This window comes from Elioraea tepidiphila DSM 17972, from assembly GCF_000378465.1.
GTDB lineage: Bacteria > Pseudomonadota > Alphaproteobacteria > Acetobacterales > Acetobacteraceae > Elioraea > Elioraea tepidiphila.
Genome location: NZ_KB899921.1, coordinates 17,857 through 39,142, shown reverse-complemented (window position 1 = coordinate 39,142; position 21,286 = coordinate 17,857). Strand labels below are relative to the sequence as shown.

Annotated in this window: 22 protein-coding genes; 12 read left to right on the top strand and 10 right to left on the bottom strand. The window is 71.7% G+C overall.

From position 1 onward, the window contains the following. Positions 1–86: 86 nt before the first annotated feature. Entirely contained in the window at positions 87–1,184 is a 1,098-nt protein-coding gene (locus tag F563_RS0110765; RefSeq protein WP_019014683.1) for an SMP-30/gluconolactonase/LRE family protein, read from the top strand. Positions 1,185–1,250: 66 nt separating this feature from the next. Here F563_RS0110765 and F563_RS0110760 read toward each other — a convergent pair whose 3' ends face one another. From F563_RS0110760 to F563_RS25610, 3 genes are all read right to left on the bottom strand, one after another. After that, on the bottom strand, positions 1,251–2,423 hold the full coding sequence (locus F563_RS0110760; RefSeq protein ID WP_019014682.1) for an acetyl-CoA C-acetyltransferase: 1,173 nt from the start codon (positions 2,421–2,423) through the stop codon (positions 1,251–1,253). Positions 2,424–2,506: 83 nt separating this feature from the next. Continuing rightward, positions 2,507–3,532: an alpha/beta fold hydrolase gene (locus F563_RS0110755; protein ID WP_019014681.1), complete on the bottom strand. Its 1,026-nt coding sequence runs from the start codon at positions 3,530–3,532 to the stop codon at positions 2,507–2,509. 13 nt (positions 3,533–3,545) lie between these two features. Beyond that, positions 3,546–3,974, bottom strand: a complete 429-nt coding sequence (locus F563_RS25610) for a hypothetical protein (RefSeq protein ID WP_019014680.1) — start codon at positions 3,972–3,974, stop codon at positions 3,546–3,548. Positions 3,975–4,093: 119 nt separating this feature from the next. Between F563_RS25610 and phaR the strand changes: the two genes are divergently transcribed. Beyond that, positions 4,094–4,723, top strand: coding sequence for a polyhydroxyalkanoate synthesis repressor PhaR (gene phaR, locus F563_RS0110750; RefSeq protein WP_019014679.1), 630 nt, complete (start codon positions 4,094–4,096; stop codon positions 4,721–4,723). 180 nt (positions 4,724–4,903) lie between these two features. Beyond that, positions 4,904–5,338 carry a helix-turn-helix domain-containing protein gene (locus tag F563_RS0110745; protein WP_019014678.1) on the top strand — a complete coding sequence of 145 codons (435 nt, stop codon included), beginning with the start codon at positions 4,904–4,906 and terminating at the stop codon, positions 5,336–5,338. A gap of 19 nt (positions 5,339–5,357) precedes the next feature. Here the strand turns inward: F563_RS0110745 and F563_RS0110740 are convergent, their stop codons facing one another. From F563_RS0110740 to F563_RS23950, 3 genes are all read right to left on the bottom strand, one after another. Continuing rightward, the gene (locus F563_RS0110740) at positions 5,358–6,872 is read right to left on the bottom strand and encodes a tripartite tricarboxylate transporter permease (RefSeq protein ID WP_019014677.1); all 1,515 of its coding nucleotides are present in this window, start codon (positions 6,870–6,872) and stop codon (positions 5,358–5,360) included. Positions 6,873–6,876: 4 nt separating this feature from the next. Next, complete coding sequence (locus tag F563_RS0110735) at positions 6,877–7,329, bottom strand: tripartite tricarboxylate transporter TctB family protein (RefSeq protein WP_019014676.1); 453 nt, start codon at positions 7,327–7,329, stop codon at positions 6,877–6,879. A gap of 233 nt (positions 7,330–7,562) precedes the next feature. Next, positions 7,563–8,513, bottom strand: a complete 951-nt coding sequence (locus tag F563_RS23950) for a class I SAM-dependent methyltransferase (protein ID WP_084596530.1) — start codon at positions 8,511–8,513, stop codon at positions 7,563–7,565. Between the two features lie 232 nt (positions 8,514–8,745). Here F563_RS23950 and F563_RS0110725 point away from each other — a divergent pair, with 232 nt between their 5' ends. Then, positions 8,746–9,708 (top strand): Bug family tripartite tricarboxylate transporter substrate binding protein, encoded by a 963-nt coding sequence (locus tag F563_RS0110725; RefSeq protein WP_019014674.1) that lies wholly within the window; start codon positions 8,746–8,748, stop codon positions 9,706–9,708. Further along, complete coding sequence (locus F563_RS0110720; protein ID WP_019014673.1) at positions 9,705–10,439, top strand: SDR family NAD(P)-dependent oxidoreductase; 735 nt, start codon at positions 9,705–9,707, stop codon at positions 10,437–10,439. Before F563_RS0110725 ends, F563_RS0110720 begins: the two co-directional genes overlap by 4 nt. Positions 10,440–10,464: 25 nt before the next feature. Here the strand turns inward: F563_RS0110720 and F563_RS0110715 are convergent, their stop codons facing one another. Then, positions 10,465–11,094 (bottom strand): DUF2272 domain-containing protein, encoded by a 630-nt coding sequence (locus F563_RS0110715; RefSeq protein WP_019014672.1) that lies wholly within the window; start codon positions 11,092–11,094, stop codon positions 10,465–10,467. A 96-nt stretch (positions 11,095–11,190) separates the two neighbouring features. Between F563_RS0110715 and F563_RS0110710 the strand changes: the two genes are divergently transcribed. From F563_RS0110710 to F563_RS22275, 6 genes are all read left to right on the top strand, one after another. After that, complete coding sequence (locus F563_RS0110710; protein WP_019014671.1) at positions 11,191–11,520, top strand: NIPSNAP family protein; 330 nt, start codon at positions 11,191–11,193, stop codon at positions 11,518–11,520. 73 nt (positions 11,521–11,593) lie between these two features. After that, positions 11,594–12,145, top strand: a complete 552-nt coding sequence (locus tag F563_RS0110705) for a TetR/AcrR family transcriptional regulator (protein ID WP_035575088.1) — start codon at positions 11,594–11,596, stop codon at positions 12,143–12,145. Then, positions 12,142–13,176 carry an HlyD family efflux transporter periplasmic adaptor subunit gene (locus F563_RS0110700; protein ID WP_019014669.1) on the top strand — a complete coding sequence of 345 codons (1,035 nt, stop codon included), beginning with the start codon at positions 12,142–12,144 and terminating at the stop codon, positions 13,174–13,176. Before F563_RS0110705 ends, F563_RS0110700 begins: the two co-directional genes overlap by 4 nt. Before the next feature lie 14 nt (positions 13,177–13,190). Further along, positions 13,191–14,468, top strand: coding sequence for an ABC transporter permease DevC (gene devC, locus F563_RS0110695; protein ID WP_425386936.1), 1,278 nt, complete (start codon positions 13,191–13,193; stop codon positions 14,466–14,468). Next, positions 14,468–15,151, top strand: a complete 684-nt coding sequence (locus F563_RS0110690) for an ATP-binding cassette domain-containing protein (protein WP_019014667.1) — start codon at positions 14,468–14,470, stop codon at positions 15,149–15,151. The genes devC and F563_RS0110690 overlap by 1 nt, the downstream gene beginning before the upstream one ends. Before the next feature lie 88 nt (positions 15,152–15,239). Next, complete coding sequence (locus F563_RS22275) at positions 15,240–17,933, top strand: cation-translocating P-type ATPase (protein ID WP_051089372.1); 2,694 nt, start codon at positions 15,240–15,242, stop codon at positions 17,931–17,933. On the opposite strand, the gene F563_RS0110680 is transcribed toward F563_RS22275, so the two are convergent. The 3 genes from F563_RS0110680 to F563_RS0110670 form a co-directional block, all read right to left on the bottom strand. Continuing rightward, positions 17,890–18,642, bottom strand: coding sequence for an SDR family oxidoreductase (locus tag F563_RS0110680; RefSeq protein WP_019014665.1), 753 nt, complete (start codon positions 18,640–18,642; stop codon positions 17,890–17,892). The genes F563_RS22275 and F563_RS0110680 overlap by 44 nt on opposite strands. 66 nt (positions 18,643–18,708) lie before the next feature. Next, the gene (locus F563_RS0110675) at positions 18,709–19,443 is read right to left on the bottom strand and encodes an amidohydrolase family protein (protein ID WP_019014664.1); all 735 of its coding nucleotides are present in this window, start codon (positions 19,441–19,443) and stop codon (positions 18,709–18,711) included. Then, entirely contained in the window at positions 19,440–20,183 is a 744-nt protein-coding gene (locus F563_RS0110670; RefSeq protein ID WP_019014663.1) for a GntR family transcriptional regulator, read from the bottom strand. Before F563_RS0110670 ends, F563_RS0110675 begins: the two co-directional genes overlap by 4 nt. Positions 20,184–20,297: 114 nt before the next feature. Between F563_RS0110670 and F563_RS0110665 the strand changes: the two genes are divergently transcribed. Beyond that, entirely contained in the window at positions 20,298–21,263 is a 966-nt protein-coding gene (locus tag F563_RS0110665; protein ID WP_019014662.1) for a Bug family tripartite tricarboxylate transporter substrate binding protein, read from the top strand. Positions 21,264–21,286 lie beyond the last annotated feature (23 nt).

Genomic DNA, 21,286 nt, shown 5'->3' with positions numbered 1-21,286 from the left:
GTTGCGTCCGCCACCCTGGGCTGTGGCAAGATCGGTGCGGGTGCGGGCCGACCCGGGCGCCGGCCCGCCCCGAGGGAGAGAGACGCATGAGCACGACCCCGACGGCCGCCTCGCGGCGCGCCGTGCTGTCCGCCGCGACTTTGGCCGCGGCGGGACTGATCGCCGCGCCGGCAGCGGCCCAGCGGCGCTTCGGTGCCGACGCGCCGCCGGTGCGGTATCCCGATCCCGACATCATCGCGATCGACCCCAAGCGCTTCCGCGCGCGGCTCGGCAACACCGCGATCCAGCGCGTCCATACCGGGATGAGCTGGGCGGAGGGCCCGGCCTGGCACGCCACGGGGCGGTTCCTCGTCTGGTCCGACATCCCCGCGAACGAGGCGCTGCGGCTCACCGAGGAGGACATGAAGGTGAGCCGCCGCTTCCGCTACCCCTCCGGCTTCTCGAACGGCAACACCTTCGATCGCGAGGGGCGGCAGATCGCGTTCCGGCACTTCAACCGCGACGTGGTGCGCTACGAGCCCAACGGATCGATGACCGTGCTCGCCGATCGCAGCCCCGACGGCCCGTTCAACGCGCCGAACGACGGCGTGGTGCATCCGCGCGACGGCGCGATCTGGTTCACCGATCCGGGCTACGGCGCGCTGATGGATTACGAAGGGGAGCGCGTGCCCCAGAGCGCGGCGAGCCCGCGGCCGTTCCAGAAGGAGGCGGTCTGGCGGATCGATGCGCAGTCGGGCCGTGTGGCCAAGGTCGCCGACGAGCCGTTCAAGCCGAACGGGCTCTGCTTCAGCCCCGATTACCGCCGCCTCTATGTCGCCGATACCGGGCGCAGCCATTACGAGCAGGCGAAGAACATCATCTGGGTCTATGACGTGACCGAGGACGGGCGCGCGACCAACCCGCGCACCTTCGCCGACATGACGCTGGACGGGAAGTCAGGCTTCGCCGACGGCATCCGCTGCGACGAGGACGGCAATGTGTGGTCCTCGGCCGGTTGGGTGGGTGACGGTTACGACGGCGTGCACATCTTCGCGCCGAACGGCGAGCGGATCGGCCAGATCCGGCTGCCCGAGATCTGCTCGAATGTCTGTTTCGGCGGGGCGCGCCGCAACCGGCTGTTCATGACCGCGAGCCAGAGCCTCTACACCGTGATGGTGGAGACGCGCGGGGCGCATTTCTGCTGAGGGCGCTCGCCAACGAAACGGGGCCGGCGGTCGCCCGCCGGCCCCGGCTTTCTCCGTTGCGCGCGCTCAGCGCTCGACGCACATCGCGATGCCCATGCCGCCGCCGATGCAGAGCGTCGCGAGCCCCTTCTTGGCATTGCGCCGCTGCATCTCGAACAGGAGCGTGTTGAGCACGCGCGCGCCCGAGGCCCCGATCGGATGGCCGAGCGCGATCGCGCCCCCGTTCACGTTCACCTTCGCCGGATCCCAGCCGAGATCCTTGTTCACCGCGCAGGCCTGCGCCGCGAAGGCCTCGTTCGCCTCGATCAGGTCGAGATCGTCGATCGACCAGCCGGCCTTCTTCAGCGCCATGCGGCTGGCCGGGATCGGTCCCGTGCCCATGATCGCCGGATCGACCCCGGCGGTCGCCCAGGCGACGATGCGCGCGAGCGGCGTCACCCCGCGCTTCGCGGCCTCGGCCGCCGTCATCAGCACCACCGCGGCCGCGCCGTCGTTGATGCCCGAGGCGTTGCCCGCCGTCACCGTGCCGTCCTTCGAGAAGGCCGGGCGCAGCTTGGCCAGCACCTCCACCGTGGTGTCGGGGCGCGGATACTCGTCGTTCTCGACCACCACGTCGCCCTTGCGCGTCTTCACGGTGACCGGAACGATCTCGTCACGGAACCGCCCGGCCTTCATCGCCGCACCCGCCTTCTGCTGGCTCTCGGCGGCGAAGGCGTCCTGCTGGTCGCGCGTGATCTGGTACTTCTGCGCCACGTTCTCGGCGGTGTTGCCCATGTGGTAGCCGTGGAACGCGTCCCACAGCCCGTCCTTCAGCATGGTGTCGAGGAACTCGGCCGTGCCCATCTTCACGCCCGCGCGCAACTGCGCGCAGTGCGGCGCCTGGGTCATGGATTCCTGACCGCCGGCGACGACGATCCTCGCATCGCCCGTCAGGATCGCCTGGTAGCCGAGTGCCACGGTGCGCAGACCCGAACCGCAGAGCTGGTTCACCCCGTAGGCGGTTTTCTCGTGCGGGATGCCCGCCGCCATGGCCGCCTGGCGCGCGGGGTTCTGGCCGGCCCCCGCGGTGAGGATCTGGCCCATGACCACCTCGTCCACCTCCTCGGGGGCGACCTTGGCACGGCCGAGCGCGCCCTTGATCGCGGCCGCACCGAGCGCGTGCGCCGGCAGCGTGGCGAAGGCGCCGTTGAAGGAGCCGACGGGCGTGCGCGCGGCGGCGGCGATGACGACCTCGGTCATGGCTGGCTCTCTCCTCGGGTTGGGGCTCGCGCCCGGATGACTGCGATGGTGCACCGCGGCAGGACCGCATACAAGCTCGCCCGCTACACGGCAGACGCCCACTCGGCGAGTGGCCGCCACAGCGCCGCCTCGGCGCCGCTGCCCGCCGCCATGCCGATATGGCCCGCGGTCGGCTGGTGCAGCACCGCGCCGGGCAGCGCCTTGGCGAGCGGCAGCGCGGACTCCGGCGGCACGATCCGGTCCCGCCCCGGCACGGCGACGAAGGAGGGAACCCGCACCGCCGCGGGATCGACCGGCAGGCCGGCCACGCGCCACGCCCCGCGCGCCGGATCGTTGCGGCCGTACCAGCCCGAGAGACATTCGCGCGCCACCGGCGCAGCGAGCGGCACGCCATCGTTCAGCCAGTCCTCCAGCGCCACGAACAGCCGCGCGCGGGGGCTCGCCGGATCGAGCCGGGCGAAGCCGCGATACTTGGCGGCGATGCCGAAGGGATCGAGGGCGGCGAACATGGTCTGGAGCACATCGACCGGCAGGGCCTCGGCGAAGGCGAGCGCCGGCTCGTAGAGCGGCAGCGCCGCGGCGAGCGCGCGCGCGCGGTCCGGGTCGCCGGCGTGGAAGTCCCAGGGTGTCGCCAGCAGCGCGAGACCGCGCACGAGATCGGGCCGGCGCCCGGCCGCTGCGAGGGTCAGCAGCCCGCCCATGCAGTACCCGACGAGCAGCACGGGCCCGCCCGCCTCGCCGGCCGCCACCGCCAGCGCGCGTTCGAGCCGTCCTGCGATGTAGTCGGTGAGCGTGAAGCGCCGCTCCACCTCGCCCGGCCAGCCCCAGTCGAGCAAGAGCGGCCTGAGCCCGCGCGCGGCCAGGAAGCGCAGCATCGAGCCGCCTTCCATCAGGTCGAGCACATGGGCGCGGTTCACCAGCGAGGGCACGACCAGCAGCACCGGCGCGTCCGGGCTCGGCGCGGCGGTGGCGCCGTAGTCGAGCAGCCGCGAGCCCCCCTCGGCCCAAAGCGCGGGCGGATCGGCAAGGGTGCGCTGCCAGGGATGGCGGCGATAGGCGGCGATGCCGGCGATCAGCGCGCGGTCCTGCCGCGCGAGCTCGCGCAGCACCGCGCCGGAAAGCTCAGCCGGCGCGTGCCCGGCTTCGGCCAGGCGCGCGGCCAGCGCCTCGGCCCGCGCCGCGGCCTCGTCCGACCTCCAGCGCGGCGATCCGCCGTTCGATCGCGTCGAGCCGGTCGAGGATGCGGGCGAGCACGGCATCGTCGCGGCGGCCGCCATCCCCCGCCACGCCGCCAGCATCAGATGCAGCGCCAGCGGCCGCGGTCCGCGGCGGCGGAGCGGGCCGGGCGGCGTATGGGTCATGCACGGCGTCCGTGCGCGGCGCCATCCGGAGCCCCGCCGCGGCCGCGCCGGCCCAGAGCGACAGCAGCCGCGTCCATGCCTCGACCGCCTCCGGGTCGGACGCGAGCGCGGTCAGTTCGCTCTGCCACAGCGTGATCCAGTCCCGGGCAAGCGCGTCGAGCTCGGCCCCTGACTCCTCGGCCCCGTCCATCGGTCCCGTCCATCTCCGGACGCCATCCTAGACCAGTGGTGCGGTGCGAGATAGCGCGTGAAGCAGGGGGACGGCGGTGCTAGGCTGCGCTGCAACATGGCGGCAAGAGGAAGACGCTGATGGCCGAACCGGTCCGTTCGGGCGCTCCTGACGACAGCACGGGCGGAGCATCCGCGCAGGCCCCGCCGGTGGTGGTGAAGAAATACGCCAACCGCCGCCTCTACAACACCGAGGCGTCGTCGTACGTCACGCTCGATCATCTCGCGCAGATGGTGAAGGAGGGGCGCGAGTTCGTCGTCTATGACGCCAAGACGGGCGAGGACATCACGCGCCAGGTGCTGACGCAGATCATTGTCGAGGAGGAGGGCAAGGGGCGGAACCTGCTGCCGATCGGCTTCCTGCGCCAACTGATCAGCTTCTATGACGACAGCCTGCAATCGCTGGTGCCGCGCTACCTCGAACACTCGATGGGCCTGTTCGCGCGCCAGCAGGAGCAGATGCGCAAGGCGATGCAGCAGACCATGGAGGGGTTCTTCCCCTTCTCGATGGAGGAGATGGGCAAGCAGAACGTCGCCATGATGGAGCGGGCGTTCAGCCTGTTCGCGCCGTTCTATCGCGGCGCGGCGCCGGCCCCGACCGGGGCGCCGCCGGAGGGCTCGGCGGAGGAGTTGCGCGAGCTCGAGCGGCTGCGCGGGGAACTCGCCGCCCTCAAGCGCGAGCTCGAGGCCCTGCAGGGGCGGAAGGGCTGAGGCGGCGTCCCCGGGTGCTGCACCCCCCGGTCGGGCGACGACGCGCGCAGGCCGGCACGACGCGGCGCCCCTCGCGGGTTTGTGAGCGCGCGCCGCGGCAACCCAGGGCCGAATGTCCGGATTAGGCCATCGTCCGACGGTACGGCGCCCACCCAGACCGTACCAGAACGGGAGATCATCATGACCATCTCGTCCTCGGGCGATCCGTCCGACGGCAACGGCCAGCGCGGCCCGATGCCTGCGCCGCTGCGTGCCGGTGTCGTCGATCGGCATGTCGGCGCGCGCATCCGCGAACGGCGCCTGCTGCTCGGCATGAGCCAGCAGCAGCTCGCCGAGGCAATCGGCGTCACCTACCAGCAGGCGCACAAATACGAGCGCGGGCTGAACCGCATCTCCGCGGGACGGCTCTACGGCATCGCCCAGGTGCTCGGCGTGCCGGTGAGCTGGTTCTTCGACGGCATCGGCACGGGCGGCGAGGCGGTGCAACTGACCCAGCGCCAGCGGCTCTGCCTCGAAGTGGCACGGAACTTCGCGCAGATCAGCAACGAGCGTCACCAGGCGGCGCTGAGCCAGATGGCGCGCGTGCTCGCCGAGGCCCAGCGCGAGGCGAAGTAGCGGCGCGCCGTGCGCCCGATCAGCCCCCCACCATCGCCGGCGAGGGCTGGCCGCGGCGGCGCAGCGCGCTCCAGGTGACGAAGGCAAGCAGCAGGAGGGTCGCGGTCAGGAACCCGGCCGAGATCGGGCGGGTCAGGAACACGCTCATGTCGCCGCGCGAGAGCAGGAGCGCGCGCCTCAGATGCTCCTCCATCAGCGGTCCGAGGATGTAGCCCAGCAGCAGCGGCGCCGGCTCGAAGCCCATGATCATCATGCCGTAGCCGATCAAGCCGAACACCACCACCTGAAGTACGTCGAAGGCGTTGTTGTTGATCGAATAGACGCCGATGCAGATGAACAGCAGGATCGACGGATAGAGGATGCGATAGGGAATCTGCAGCATCTTCACCCAGATCCCGACCAGCGGCAGGTTCAGGATCACCAGCATGATGTTGCCGATCCAGAAGGAGGCGATCAGCCCCCAGAACAGCTGCGGATGCTCCACCACCACGCGCGGGCCGGGCGCGATGCCGTGGATCATCAGTGCCCCCAGCATCAGCGCCATCACCGCATCGCCCGGAATGCCCAGCGTCAGGGTGGGGATGAAGGCGGACTGGGCGGCGGAGTTGTTGGCGCTCTCGGGCGCCATGATGCCCTCGATCGCGCCCTTGCCGAAGCGCGAGGGATCCTTCGCCACGCGCTTCTCGACCGCGTAGGACATGAACGCGGCGATCGAGGAGCCGGTGCCCGGCAGGATGCCGAAGAAGGCGCCCACGCCCGAACCGCGCGCCATCGGGAACCAGGACCGGCGCACATCGTCGCGCGTCGGGATCAGGCTGCGCAGCGTGATCTTGCCGGCATCGCCCGAGACCGCGCGCACCTTGCCGACATTGGCGATCACCTCGGAAACGCCGAACAACCCCATCGCGACCGCGACGAGGTTGAGCCCGTCGAACAGGTCGGGAATGCCGAAGGTGAAGCGCTGCATGCCCGTGTTCACATCGGTGCCGACCAGGCCGAGCACGAGACCGATCACCACCACCGCCACCCCCTTGAAGGGGGAGCCCTGGGCGAGCGTGGCCGCGGCGAGCAGCCCCAGCACCATCATGGAGAAGTACTCGGCCGGACCGAAGCGCAACGCCACCTCGGCGAGCGGCGCGGCGAAATTGGCGATGATCACGATCGCCACGCAGGAGCCGAAGAACGAGGCGAAGGTGGTCATCGCCAGCGCCACGCCGGCGCGGCCCTGCTTGGCCATCGGATAGCCGTCGAGGCAGGTCACCGCGGCCGAGGGCGTGCCCGGCAGGTTGAGCAGGATCGAGGCGGTCGAGCCGCCGTACTGCGCGCCGTAATAGATCCCGGCGAGCATCACGAGGGCCGTGGTCGGATCGAGGTGGAAGGTCAGGGGGAGCAGCATCGAGACGGTGGCGAGCGCCCCCACCCCCGGCAGCACGCCGATGAACGTGCCGAGCGTCACCCCCACGAAGCACCAGAACAGCGTCGTCGCCGAAAGCGCGGTGTCGAAGCCGAGGGCCAGGTTGTCGATGAGCGTCATGGGATCAGGCCGGCCAATTCCAGAGACGGAACGGAATGCCAAGGCCGTAGACGAAGATGCCGACGGTCATCGCGATCAGGCAGAGGGCGAGGATGATCGTGCCGCGCAGGCTCGACTCGCGATCCGCGGCAGCGGTGATGCAGACCAGGGCAGCGGTGGCGGCGATCAGGCCGAACCGCTCGACCATCAGCGCGAAGGCGAGGATGCCGGCCAGCACCGCGATCATGTTGCGCCACTCGGGCCGGGGCTGGAGCCCGGGGCGCAGGAAGCCGCCGGCGAAGATCGCAGCGCCGAGCGCGACCAGCAGCCAGCCGAGCGAGGTGGGGAAGTAGCCCGGGCCCATCCGCCGCAACTGCCCGAACGGGTAGTCCTGCGCGATCCAGACCGCGGCAGCGCCCAAGGCAATGGTGAACGCGCCCGCGAGCAGCTCGCGGATGTCGATGCGTGTCTCCCGCATCGCCGTCTCCCCCTGGCCGGCCGACGCTGCGGCGCGGCATGTCGCGGACGGACCGCCCCGTCCGCGCGGAACACGGCAAGCTTTGCCGCAGATTACGAAGCCGCGCAACCGCGATCGGCGAACCGGTCGCCGGGGCCATTCGTCACGAGGCCCCGCGCCGCGGGCCAGCGCGCGGGTCGACCCTCGGACCCGTCCGGCACCCTCCCCCAGGCCGTCGCCATCGACGAGCCGGCTCAGCCGCGCGCGTCCGCGCGCTTGCGGCCCAGGACGTGATGCGCGCCCTTGTGCGGCTCGGCGGCGTTGAGAAAGACCGGCGGCTCGAAGCCGCACATGGCGTACCAGCCGTTCAGCGTCGCCTCGTCGATGGTCCAGTTGTAGAACGTGTTGAGCATGTCCATGTAGTTGATGGCGTTGTCACGATCCTCGCCGGCCAGTTCAAGAACGTAGGTGAAGCGCTGCTCCGGGGTCGCGAGCGCCCGGTGGTAGTGCCTGCGCGAGGACAGCACGAACTCCGAAGCGTGATAGGTCGGCGCATACACCATCACATAGAGCTCTCCACCCGGTTTCACCGTGCGCGCGACATTGCGGAACGCGACCAGCGGATCGTGGGTGCACATGACAACGCCCCAGCACAGGGTGAAGTCGAAGGCCCCATGCAGATCGGGCCGGCGCTCGGCGATCTCGAACAGGTCCAGCCGCTCGACATCGCTGTTGAAGCGCCGGGTCGATTTCAGCCCGTGCTCGGACACGTCGACCGACTTCACGGAGGCGCCGAGTGCCAGCAGCGTGCGGGTCCAGCGCCCGGCACCGCAGCCGATGTCGAGGCAACGCTTGCCCTGGAAATGGTCGATCGGGAATTTCGGCGCGAGATGGAGCCGCCCACCGATGCCGCGCCGTTGCGCCCGCGCAGCCCGGCCGGTGACCCGTTTCACGGCCTCGGCGAGCATTCCATAGCGCCGCCGCAGCAGGTAATCCGCCACGCCTGTCAGTTCCTCGATCCGGTCGTCGATGTACTCGTCCGAGGTCTCGACGCCGGTGTGCCGCACGAAGCCCTGCTGGCCGTCCAGGAACAGCTTCCACTGCCCGTCGAACTGCGCGTCATAGGCGACCGGCTCGTACTGGCCGGAATACTCGTCGCGCCAGACCACCCGATCGTGGTCGAAATGCGGGTTCACCGGTGGCATCGTGGCTCCAGAAGTTTCGGGACGCGGCCCTTGCCCGGGGCGCACGCCCGCCGCTCATCGGGTCCGTCCGCTCTCCGGGCAGGCACCATCCACGGCGGGGAGCGATCGGAGATCGCGCGCGGCGGCATTCTCACCCCCGACCCGGCTTGTCAACGCGCCCTGCGCCGCCCGACTTGAACGGCCCCTGCGCTCGACTAGTCTCACCCCGCACCGCTTCGGGGAACCGTCCGCCATGCGCCTGATCGCCGCTGCCCTCGCCGCCCTGCTGGTGGCCACCCCCGCCCTCGCCCAGGACTGGCCCGGCCGGGACCCCATCCGCATCATCGTCTGCGCGCCCGGCGGCAGCACGGTCGACCTCACCGCGCGGCTCTGGGCCGATGCGATCAAGGAACAGATCGGCGGGCATGCGATCATCACCGAGCCGCGCGCCGGCGCGGGCGGCATGATCGGCGCCGAGGCTGCCGCGCGCGCCCGGCCCGACGGACAGACGCTGCTCGTCTGCTTCCCCGGCAGCTTCACCATGATCCCGCACCTGCGCAGCAACCTGCCGATCGATCCGCTGAACGATCTCCGCCCCGTGGCGCTGCTCGCGATCGCGCCTTTCGTGTTCGCCGCCGATGCGCGGGTCGCGCGGACATTGCCCGAGTTCCTCGCCAAGGCACGCGCACCCGGTTCCGACCTGTCCTACGCCAGTGTCGGCCCCGGCAGCCTCGCCCATCTCGGCATGGAGCTGTTCAAGCTGCGCACGGGGGTGCGGCTGGAGCACGTGCCCTATCGCGGCAGCCCCGAGGCGATGACGGATCTGCTCGGCGGGCGGATCGCGGCCTTCATCACCCTGCTCTCGGCCGTGCAGGGCCACATCGCGGAGGGCAAGGTCGCGGCGCTGTTCGTCACCGGCGAGAGCCGCATGGGCGCGCTGCCCGAGGTGCCGACCGCGCGTGAGGCGGGGCTGCCCGACCTCAGCGTCGTCACCTGGCACGGGCTGTTCGTGCCGCGTGCGACCCCGGAGCCGGTCGTGCAGCGGATCGCGGCTGCCGTGGCAGCGGCGCGCGGCTCGGCAGCGCTGCGCGAGGGGCTGGCGCGCGCGGGCTCGGACCTGCCGCACCACGGCCCGGCCGAGGCAGAGGCGCATATCCGCGCCGAGAGCGAGACCTGGAGGGGCGTGATCCAGGCCGCCGGGATCACCGTGCAGTGACGGCGCTGGCGGGCAAACGCGCGATCGTCACCGGCGGGACGCGCGGCATCGGCCGGGCGATCGCCGAGGCACTCACGCGGGCAGGCGCGCGCGTCTCGGTGTGCGCGCGCGGTGCCGATGGCGTGGCGGCGGCGCGCGATGCCTTCGCCGCGCACGGCGCGGTGTGCGACCTCGCCGATGGCGATGCCGTCCGGCGCTACATCGAGGATGCGGCCGCCGCACTCGGCGGGCTCGAGATCCTGGTGAACAACGCCTCCGGCTTCGGCGCGACCGATGACGAGGCCGGCTGGGCGGCAAGTCTCGCGGTGGACGTCATGGCCTCGGTGCGCGCGAGCCACGCCGCGATCCCGCACATCGCCGAGGCGGGTGGCGGCTCGATCGTGCATGTCTCGTCGATCTCGGGGCTGCAGCCGAGCCCGCGCACGCCCCCTTACGGCGCGGTGAAGGCCGCGCTCGTCCACTACACGACGAGCCAGGCGGCGGCGCTCGCGAAGCGGAACATCCGGGTGAACTGCGTCGCGCCGGGCTCGATCGAGTTCCCGGGCGGGTCATGGGAGCGGCGGCGGCTCGCCGGTGATCCACTCTACGCGCGCATCCTGGCCGGCATCCCGTTCGGCCGGCTCGGCACGCCCGAGGAGGTGGCCGAGGTGGTGCTGTTCCTCGTTTCGCCCGCTGCGCGCTGGGTGACCGGGCAGACCATCGCCGTCGATGGCGGACAGATGCTGACGTGATGAAGCGCGCGCCTGGCGACCGGCGTCAGGCGAACCGGATCAGCGCGAACCAGTGACCGCGCACCTGCGCGGCGTCGCGCAGATGGCCGTCGGACGCGAGAATAAGGCGCCGGCGCTGCACCGTGTCGGCGAGGTTGCCGCCGACGATCTCGGCGACACCGTCAGCCGCGCGCACGACGATGTCGCCATGGCTAGTGAACGGATCGATGCGCGGGGCGGTCTCCCACGTCACCGGGCGGTCGGGCGCGCCATCGCCGATGCCCGTGCGCCACTGCACGACGACATCGCCGCGCCGGACCGGCACCGCATCGATCGGATAGGCGCGATAGGGCTGGTCCCCGCCCGCGCCCGCGCGCCGGATCGCATCGCGCACATAGGTCGAGTGCCACTCGCAGTAGGCGAACCAGTCCGCACCGCGGGTCGCGGCCCACACCCCTGCGCCGATGAAGGCCGCGCTCCACGCCCAGCGGTCGCCGTTGGCATCGATCGTGCGGCCGTCCACGTGGCGGTAGTGCGGACGGTCGGCGGCATCGCCGACGATGCGCCAGTACTCGCCGATCCATCCGTTGCACGGCTCCTCGTCCTCGAGCCGGGCGAGAAAGCGCGCCTCCTCCCCTTCCGCCCAGGCGGCGAGCCGTTCCGCAACCGTGTTCATCACCGGCCCGCCTGACGCTGCGCGCTCGGCTCGTCTAGGCTGCATCGCGGTTGCACCCCTGCGGCCATCCGCTCACCTCCACAGAAGGGAAACGCCGTGATCGTCGATCTGCGCATCTATACCTGCAGGCCCAACCACCTCGATGCCTTCGTCGCCCTCTACCGCGAGCACGCCTGGCCGTTGCAGCAGAAGTATCTCGGCCGCTGCGTGGGCTGGTACGTCACCGTCGAGGGGCAGCTCAATCAGGTGGTGCACATGTGGGCCTACGACAGCCAGGCCGATCGCGAGGCGAAGCGGTCGGCGATGGCGGCGGACCCGGCGTGGCAGGCCTATCTGAAGCGCGCGGCCGAGGCCGGCTATCTGGTGCACATGGAGAACCGGATCATCCGGCCGGCCGCGCACTGGACGCCGCTGCCCGGGATGTGACCGCGATGTGATGCGGCCCGACCGTCCGGACGGTTTGCACTCCGACCGTCCGGACGGTATGCTGCGTCGCATCATGCTGAAGACTCCCGATACCCGCGATCGGCTGCTGGACGCCGCCGAGACAGTGGTGGCCGCGCGTGGCGTCTCCGCCCTGTCGCTCGACGCGGTGGCCGCCGAGGCGGGGGTGAGCAAGGGCGGCCTGCTGCATCACTTCCGCTCCAAGGAGGCGCTGCTCGCCGGGCTGGTGGAGCGCATGGCCGCCGAGATGCGCGCGATCTTCGATGCGGTGGTGGCGGCCCAGCCGCCCGGCCCCGGCCGGCACACGCGCGGCGTGGTCGCCTGGGCGCTGCACAGCGCGCCCGAGCGCGCGGAGCGCGACCTGCGCATCGCCGCCGCCCTGCTGTCGGCGCATGCGCACGATCCGAAGCTGATCGACCCGATCCGTATCGAGCACGCGCGCATCCGCGCGCAGGTGGAGGATGATGGCTTGCCGCCGGGCCATGCGCACGTGGTGATGGCGGCGGCGGACGGGCTGTTCCTCGCCAAGGTGTTCGGACTCTGGACGCCGACGCCGGAGCAGGCGGCGGCGATGGAGCGCGTGATGCGCGCGCTCGCCGGGCCATGAAGCGGATCCTCGTGACCGCGGTCGCCGCACTGGCGATCGTGCCCGCGGTGGCGTTGCTGACGATGCGCGAGATGGTGCCGTCGCGCGCGCCGGTCGCGGCGGCGGCCGACGCGGCGCGGCTCGGCGTCGGCGCGCTCGGACGGGTGGAGCCGGCGAGCCGGGTGCTGCGGGTGTCGCACGGCAGCGGGCCCGAGGGCGCGCGCGTCGCGCGGCTGCTGGTGGCCGAGGGCGAGGAGGTCGCGGCCGGCCAGGTGCTGGCCGAGATGCACGATCTGCCGCGCAAGCAGGCGGCGCTGGCGCAGGCCGAGGCGTCGCTCGCCTTGGCCGAAGCGCGGCTTGCGCGGTTGAAGGCCGCCGGTCGCGACACCGAGATCGCGGCGGCACGGGCGCGGGTCGCGGCGGCGGAGGCGGCGGAGCAGAGTGCCGTGCGCGAGGCGCGCCGTGCCGAGCAGTTGCTGCGCACGGCGGCCGGCAACCAGGCGACATGGGACCGCACGCGCTTCGCCGCGGCGCAGGCGACAGCCGAGCGCACGCGCGCCGAGGCCGAGCTCGCGGCGCTGCTGAGCCCGCGCGCGGAGGATGTCGCGGTGGCGGAGGCCGAGGTCGCCGCCTCGCGCGCGGCGGTGGCGGAGGCGCGGGCCGCGCGCGATCTGGCGCGGATCGTCGCGCCGATCGCGGGCACGGTGTTGAAGCTGCATGCGCGGCCGGGCGAGCGCGTGCCGGAGGACGGGTTGCTCGAGCTCGCGGACCTCTCGGCGCTGGATGTGGTCGCCGAGGTGTACGAGACGGATCTGCCACGGGTGCGCGAGGGTGCGGCGGCGCAGGTGGTCGTCCCCGGGTCCGATCGGGTGCTGGCGGCACGGGTCGTGGATGTCGGCTGGCGTGTCGGTCGCCAGTCGGTGCTGAGTCCCGACCCGGTGGCGAGCATCGACAGCCGCGTGGTGGAGGTGCGCCTGCGGTTGGACCCGGCGGCCAACGACGTGCTGCGCCGGCGCACCAACATGCAGGTCCAGGTGTCGATCCAGCCGTGAGGTGGGTTGATGGGATGCAAGGACCGGGCCTCCCATCGCGCAGGCGCGACGGGAACCCGGCAATGGCCCTTGCCGGGGGTCCGGGCCCCCATCGCGGCAAGCCGCGATGGGACCCGTCGGGGGGCGGCGCCCTCTCGGTTTTCCTGGCTTTCCGCCTGGCCTGGCGGCAGTTGCGCCACGAGAAGTCCCGCCTCGCGGCCGCGATCTCCGGCGTCGTGTTCGCCTGCCTGCTGATCTTCATGCAGCTCGGCTTCATGACGGCGCTGTTCGAGAGTGCGGTGCAGATCCAGAAGTCGCTGAACGCCGATCTGTTCCTGATGCACAGCACGACCGAGGCGCTCTGGCGTTCCACACCCTTCCCGCGCGCCCGTCTGGCACAGGCGCTGGCGCTGCCGGAAGTCGAGCGGGTCGCGCCGATCTATGTGCAGAATGTCGTCTGGCGAAACCCCGAGACCAGCCTGAAGCGCACGCTGCTGCTGTTCGGGGTCGATCCGACCTCGGGCGTGGTCGGTTTCCCAGGCCTGACGGCGGACGGGCTCGCGGCGATCACGAAGCCGGACGTGATCCTGTTCGATGCCCGGGCGAAACCCGAGTTCGGCGCCGTCCCGTCCTGGCTCGCGGTGGGGCCGGTGGTGAGCGAGCTCGGCAACCGTCGCGCCGAGGTGGCGGGGCTGTTCGAGATCGGCGCCACCTTCGGCTCGGAGGGCAACGCGCTGACCTCGGAGGCGAATTTCTGGCGCTTCGTGCCGAACCACTCGCCGGCGCAGGTCAATGTGGGCGCGATCGTGCTGCGCGCCGGCGCGGACGCCGCGGCAGCGCAGGCGGCGCTCCGCCGCATCCTGCCGGACGACGTGATGGTGCTCACCAAGCCCGGGCTCATCGCGTTCGAGAAGAACTACTGGGCGAATACCGCGCCGGTGGGGTTCATCTTCGGCCTCGGCGTGGTGATCGGGCTGATCGTCGGCTGCGTGATCGTCTACCAGATCCTGTTCAGCGACATCTCGCGCCACATCGGCGAGTACGCGACGCTGAAGGCGATGGGCTACACGAACGGCTATCTCGTGCGTGTGGTGATGGGCGAGGCGCTGATCCTGGCCGTTCTGGGTTACATTCCCGGCTGGATCCTCGGGCTCGGGCTGTACGAGCTCGCCTCGGCGCAGATCTTCATCCCTCTGACGATGACGGTCGAGAAGAGCATCGGCGTGTTCGCGCTGATCTTCGGCATGTGCGTGATCTCGGGGCTGCTCGCGATCCGCAAGCTCAAGGACGCCAATCCGGCGGACATGTTCTGATGGATGCGGTGCGGATCAGTGGACTGACGCACCGTTTCGGTGACGGCGAGACGGCCAAGCCCGTGCTCCACGGGCTCGATCTCGGTGTCGCGGCGGGCGAGGTGGTGCTGCTGACCGGACCGTCGGGATCGGGCAAGACCACGCTGCTCACCCTGATCGGCGGGCTGCGCGCGGTGCAGGAGGGATCGTGCGTGGTGCTCGGCACGGAGCTTGCCGGCGCCGACGAGGCAACGCGCGTGGCGGTGCGCCGGCGCGTCGGGTTCATTTTCCAGCACCACAACCTGCTCGGATTTCTCACCGCGCGGCAGAACGTGGCGATGGCGCTGGAGGTCGATGCGCGCCTGAGCGAGGCCGCGCGGCTCATGCGCGCGGACGCGATGCTCGACGCGGTCGGGATCGGCGAGAAGGCGCGCGCCTATCCGGCCACGCTGTCGGGCGGACAGCGCCAGCGTGTGGCGATCGCGCGCGCGCTCGCAAACGAGCCTGGCCTGATCCTCGCCGACGAGCCGACCGCGGCGCTGGACGCACGCACCGGGCACGAGACCATGGAGCTGCTGCAACGGCTGGCGAAGGAGCAGCGCCGTACGGTGTTCATCGTCACGCACGATCCGCGCATCCACGACATCGCCGACCGGATCATTGCCATGGAGGACGGGCACATCATCGAGGGTGCGCACGCATAGTTCCTTGGGCGCTCGGTCGACATGGAGCCCTCTGCCCCAGACCTCCCATCCCTTGACCTTCGGCATCGGCTGCGGACACACCTTGACCATGACCAAGGCACCGCACTGGCACGCCCTGCCGGCCGAGGAGGTCTGCGCACAGCTCGGCACCTCGACCCAGGGGCTCGATGACGCCGAGGTGAAGGCGCGCCTCGCGCAGCATGGCCCGAACCGGTTGCCCGAGCCCGCGCGCGCGGGGCCGCTGCGTCGGTTCGTGGCGCAGTTCCAGAACGTGCTGATGCAGGTGCTGCTCGGCGCCGCCGTCGTCACCGCGCTGCTGGAGCACTGGGTCGATACCGTCGTGATCATCGCGGTCGTGGTGATCAACGCGATCGTCGGCTTCATCCAGGAGGGCAAGGCTGAACAGGCGATGGACGCTGTGCGGCGCATGCTCTCGCCGCGCGCGACCGTGATCCGCAACGGCCACCGTCGTGGCATCGATGCCGCCGAAATCGTGCCGGGCGATCTCGTGGTACTCGAACCGGGCGACCGCGTTCCCGCCGATCTGCGCATCATCAGCGCGCGCGGCCTCAGCATCCAGGAGGCGATCCTCACCGGCGAGAGCCTGCCGGTCGCGAAGTCGCCGGAGCCCGTGGACGATCACGCCGCCCTCGGCGACCGAAGCTCAATGGCCTTCTCGGGCACCGTGGTCGCCGCCGGGCACGGACGCGGCATCGTCACCGCGACCGGAACAAACACCGAGATCGGCCGCATCTCCGACATGCTCGCCGAGGTGGAACAGCTCCAGACGCCGCTCCTGCGCGCGATCTCGCAGTTCGGCAGGGCGCTGAGCGTGGCGATCCTGCTGCTCGCCGCCGCCACCTTCGCCTTCGGCTACGCGCTGCGCGGCCTGCCGGCGGACGAGATGTTCCTCGCCGCGGTCGGCATCGCGGTGGCCGCGATCCCCGAGGGCCTGCCGGCGGTGATCACCGTGATCCTGGCCCTCGGCGTGCGGCGGATGGCCGCGCGCAACGCGATCGTGCGCCGGCTGCCGGCGGTGGAGGCGCTCGGCAGCGTCGACATCATCTGCACCGACAAGACCGGCACGCTGACACGCAACGAGCTTTCGGTGCGCGCGATCGCCCTGCAAGACGGCGAGATCGAGGTCGCCGGCGTCGGCTACGTGCCGGAAGGCGACATCACGCGCGACGGCCGAGTGATCGGGGCCGAGGACGACCCCGCGCTGGCCGCGATGCTACGCGCCGCCATGCTGTGCAACGATGCGCGGCTGCATCGCGACAAGGGCGCCTGGACGATCGAGGGGGCCCCGACCGACGGCGCCTTCCTGGTCGTCGCGGAGAAGGCCGGGCTCGACGCCGCCGCGATTCGACGCCGCTGGAGCCGCACCGACGCGATCCCGTTCGAGTCCGATCACAAGTTCATGGCCACCCTGCACCACGACCACGAAGGCCATGGGCTGATCGCGGTAAAGGGCGCTCCCGAGGTGCTGCTCGCGCGCTGCACGGATATCGACGCGGCGTGGCACGCGCGGCTCGATGCGCTCGCGGAACGCGGCTACCGCCTGATCGCGGTCGCGTCCCGTCCCACCGTACACGGCCACGTGACCCTCGAGTTCGACGACATCCGCGACCTCCAACTGCTGGGCGTGGCGGCGCTGATCGATGCCGCGCGCGAGGAGGCGATCGCCGCGGTCGCGGAATGCCGCCGCGCCGGCATTGCGGTCACCATGATCACGGGCGATCACGCCGGCACCGCGCTGGCGATCGGCCGCGAGATCGGACTCGATGTCTCGAACGGCGCGCTCACCGGGGCCGAGCTCGACGCGATGGACGATCGCGCGCTGGCCCAATCGGCAGATCGCGTGCACATCTACGCGCGCACCTCGCCGGCGCACAAGCTGCGGCTCGTGCAGGCGCTCCAGGCGCGCCGCCACGTGGTCGCGATGACGGGCGATGGCGTGAACGACGCGCCGGCGCTGAAGCGCGCCGATATCGGCGTGGCGATGGGCCGGACCGGCACGGAGGCGGCGAAGGAGGCGGCCGAGATCGTGCTCGCCGACGACAACTTCGCCACCATCGCCGCGGCCGTGCGCGAGGGCCGTACGGTGTACGACAATCTCAAGAAGACGCTGTTGTTCATCCTGCCGACCAATGGCGGCCAGGCGATGACCGTGGTGGCGGCCGTGCTGCTCGGGCTGTCGGTGCTGCCGGTGACGCCGGTGCAGATCCTGTGGGTGAACCTCGTGGTCGCGGTGACGCTGGCGCTGGCGCTCGCCTTCGAGCCGGCCGAGCCCGACCTGATGACCCGCCCGCCGCGCATGCCGGACGAACCGATCCTCTCGGCGCTGCTGCTCTGGCGCATCGGCCTGGTCTCCGGGCTGCTCACCGCCGCGACGATCGGTGCCTTCCTGGTCGAGTACGCCGCCGAGGCGCCGATCGAGGTCGCGCGCGGCACGGCCATCACCGCGCTGATCGCGGGCCAGGCGGCCTATCTGATCAACGCCCGCTTCTTCCGCCGCTCCAGCCTCTCGCTCGATGCGCTGACCGGCAACCGCGCGGTGCCGATCGCGATCGGCCTGATCGTCGTGCTCCAGGGCCTCTTCCTGTTCACGCCGCCCCTGCAGGCGCTGTTCGCGGTCGCCCCGCCCGACGCCCTGGGCTGGCTGCTCGCCCTCGCCGCGGCGGTCGTGGTGTTCGGCGTGGTCGAGATCGAGAAGGCGCTGATGCGCCGGGCACCCGCTACGCCGTCCGGCCGCCATCCACGGGAAGCAGAATGCCCGTGATGAAGCTGGAGGCGGGATCCGCGAGCCACACCGCGGCATTGGCGATGTCGGCGGGCTGGCTCATCCGCCCGAGCGGGATGGTCGCGACGAACTTGGCGCGGTTCTCGGGCGTGTCCTCCATGCCCATGAACTCGGTCAGCAGCGCGGTCGCGCCCATCACCGGACAGATCGCGTTCACCCGGATGTTGTCCTTGGCGAGCTCCTGCGCCATCGCCTGGGTGATCGTGTTCACCGCGCCCTTGGTGCCGTTGTACCAGGTGAGGCCCGGACGCGGGCGGATGCCGGCGGTGGAGGAGATGTTGATGATCGAGCCGCCGCGCCCCTGCCTGCGCAGCACCGGCACCGCGGCCTGCGTCATCCAGTAGATCGACTTCACGTTCACCGCATAGACGCGGTCGAACTCCGCCTCCGTCACATCGAGGATCGGCTTGTTCCGGTGCGTGGTGCCGGCGTTGTTGACGACGATGTCGAGGCTGCCGAAGGCATCGAGCGCGCGATCCACCATGGCCTGGCAGTCGGGACCCTTCGACACGTCGCCGCCGATCGCGACCGCGACATTGCCGAGTTCGCCCGCCACGCGCTGGGCGCCCTCCAGGTTCAGGTCGGCGACCACCACCTTGCAGCCCTCGGCCGCATAGGCGCGCGCGATGCCCTCGCCGAAGCCCGAGGCCGCGCCCGTCACCACCGCCACCTTGCCCTGAAGCCGCATCGTGCCGTCTCCTCCATCCGTTGCGGCGCGGACGCTAGGCCGCGCGAGGCCGGCCGGCAAGGCGGGTCAGGCGCGATAGAACGCGGCCGCGGTGTCGTGCAGCGCCCTGCGCGCCAGAGCGGGGCCGAGCACGGTCTCGATCAGCGCGATGTCGGCATCCGCGAAGGGCCGGTCGGCGCGCATCGAGGGCAGGTCGGTCGCCGCCATCAGCGCATCGGGCGCGGCCTTGGCGATCGCCTCCAGCGCGGCCGCCGGATCGAGCCGCACACGGCCGAACCCGGTCGCCTTCACCTTGGCGCCGGCGCGCGCGAGATCGCAGGTGACCGGCAGCCCGGCCTCGGTCATGCCGAGATGGTCGATCACGATCCGCAGCCGCGCGAGCGCCTCGGCATGCGGCGCGAGCGTGGCGGCATCGGTGTAGATCTCGGCGTGCAGCCCGTGCTCGCCGGCGCGGCGCGCGTGCTCCAGCATCGTCGGGATCGTCCAGGCGGCATCGCGGTAGAGGTTGAAGCGCACACCGCGCACGCCGGCAGCCGCGAGCGCGGCGAGCGCCCTGTCATCACGCGCCGGATCGGCCGCCGCCACGACGACGAAGCGCGGCCCCAGTGCGCGCGCCGCTTCGAGCAGCGGCGCCGGGTCAACCCCCTGCGGCGAGGCGGCCACCACCGCACCGCCGACCACGCCGAGCGGCGCGACCCGCGCGCGGTACTGCGCGGCGGTGAAGTGCGCGGGCACATAGCCCTGGTTCGCGACCAGCGCATGGGCCGGATCGAACACGTGGAAATGCGCGTCGAACATCATGTCGCGGTCGCGCGGTAGCGGAACCGGTCGGCACGGCCCCAGGCCCGGCGCGCCTCGATCGCCACGCCATCGGCGGTGAACGCGACGCGGCCGATCTCCACCACCGGCTCGCCCGCGGCGATGCCAAGTTGTCGCGCCAGCGCAGCCTCGGCGCGGCCGACCGTGATCTCGTCCTCCACCCGCGCGACCACGCGCGCGCACTCGCTCTCGTAGAGCGGATAGAGCAGCGCCCCGAAGGATTCGGGCGATCGTTTCGCCAGACGGGCGAACTCCGGCAGCCGAAGCCAGATCTCCTCGACCAGCAGCGGTGCCCCGGCCCAGCTCCGCACGCGGTCGAGCCGCAGCCCGCGCAGACCCGGCGCGACACCGAGGCCCTGCGCCGCCCAGCCCGGCAGCGGCGCGACCGCGCGGCGCTGGATGCGGCTCTCCGGCACGATCTCCGCCCCGCCCTCGCGCTCGGCCTGGCGGAAGAAGCGCAGCATCGAGCCGCGCAGCGCCGGGCGGCGGACGAAGGTGCCGCGGCCCTGCCGACGCTCCACCAGCCCCTCGCGCGCGAGCTGCTCGAAGGCGCGGCGCAGCGTGTTCACCGCCACGCCGTAGCTCGCGGCGAGCGCCGCCTCCGACGGGAGCGCCGTGTCGGCCGGCCACTCCCCGGCGGCGAGGCGGCGCGCGAGGTCGTCGCGCAGCTGCGCGTGCAGCGGCAGGCGGGAATCGGGGGCGATGCGGGCCGGCGCGGGCATGGCGAAACAGTGTGCGGTCAGGCTCGCCCTCCCGCAAGACCACTCATTCAGTCCTTTGCAGGACTGTGCCGGCCGTGCATGATCCACCCAACCACAAATCCCGGGAGGACCGTCATGCCCCACCTCACCCGCCGCGCCACGCTCGCTGGCCTGCTGGCCACGCCGGCGATCGCCCGCGCCCAGGGCTTCCCCGCCCGCCCCGTGCGCATGGTCGTGCCCTACCCGCCCGGCGGCGGCGCCGACACCGCCGCGCGGCTGATCGCCGAGCCCATGGCCGCGATGCTCGGCCAGCCCGTGGTGGTCGAGAACCGCGGCGGCGCGGGCGGCTCGATCGGCGCCGGCGTGGTCGCGCAGGCCCCCGCGGACGGTCACACGATCCTGCTCGATGCCGGCGCCCATGTCGTCAACCCGGCGATCCTGCGCGGCCTGCCCTTCGACTACGCCACCGCCTTCGCGCCGATCACCCAGGTGACGGTCTGGCCGCAGCTGCTGGTGGTGAACACCGAGTTCCCCGCGCGCACGCTCGCCGAATTCGTCCAGCAGGCGAAGACGCGCCAGGGCGGGCTCAGCTTCGGCAGTTCCGGCAACGCCACCTCGTCGCATCTCGCCGGCGCGCTGTTCGCCCAGGCCGCCGGGTTCGAGCTCGTGCACGTGCCCTATCGCGGCGGCGGCCCGGCCGTGCAGGACCTGCTCGCCGGCAACATCCACTGGCACATGGCGACCGTCGCCTCCTCGCTCGGCCACATCCAGGCCGGACGGCTGCGCGCGCTCGGCACCACCCACACCGCGCGCGTACCGGCACTGCCCGAGGTGCCGACCATCGCCGAGAGCGGGTATCCGGGCTACACGTTGAACGAGTGGAACGGCCTCTACGCGCCCGCCGGCACGCCCGAGGCGACGCTCGACCGGCTCCATGCGGCCGCGCTGCACGCGCTCGCGCAGGAAACGGTGAAGAGCCGGATCGAAACGCTCGGCGCGCTCACCGTGGGCAGCCCGCGCGCCGCGTTCGCCCGCTTCGTCGCCGAGGGACGCGAGCGGATGGCGCGCCTGGTGGCCGAGGCGAAGATCACCGTGGACTGATCGCGCGGTTTGCGCACGCGCGC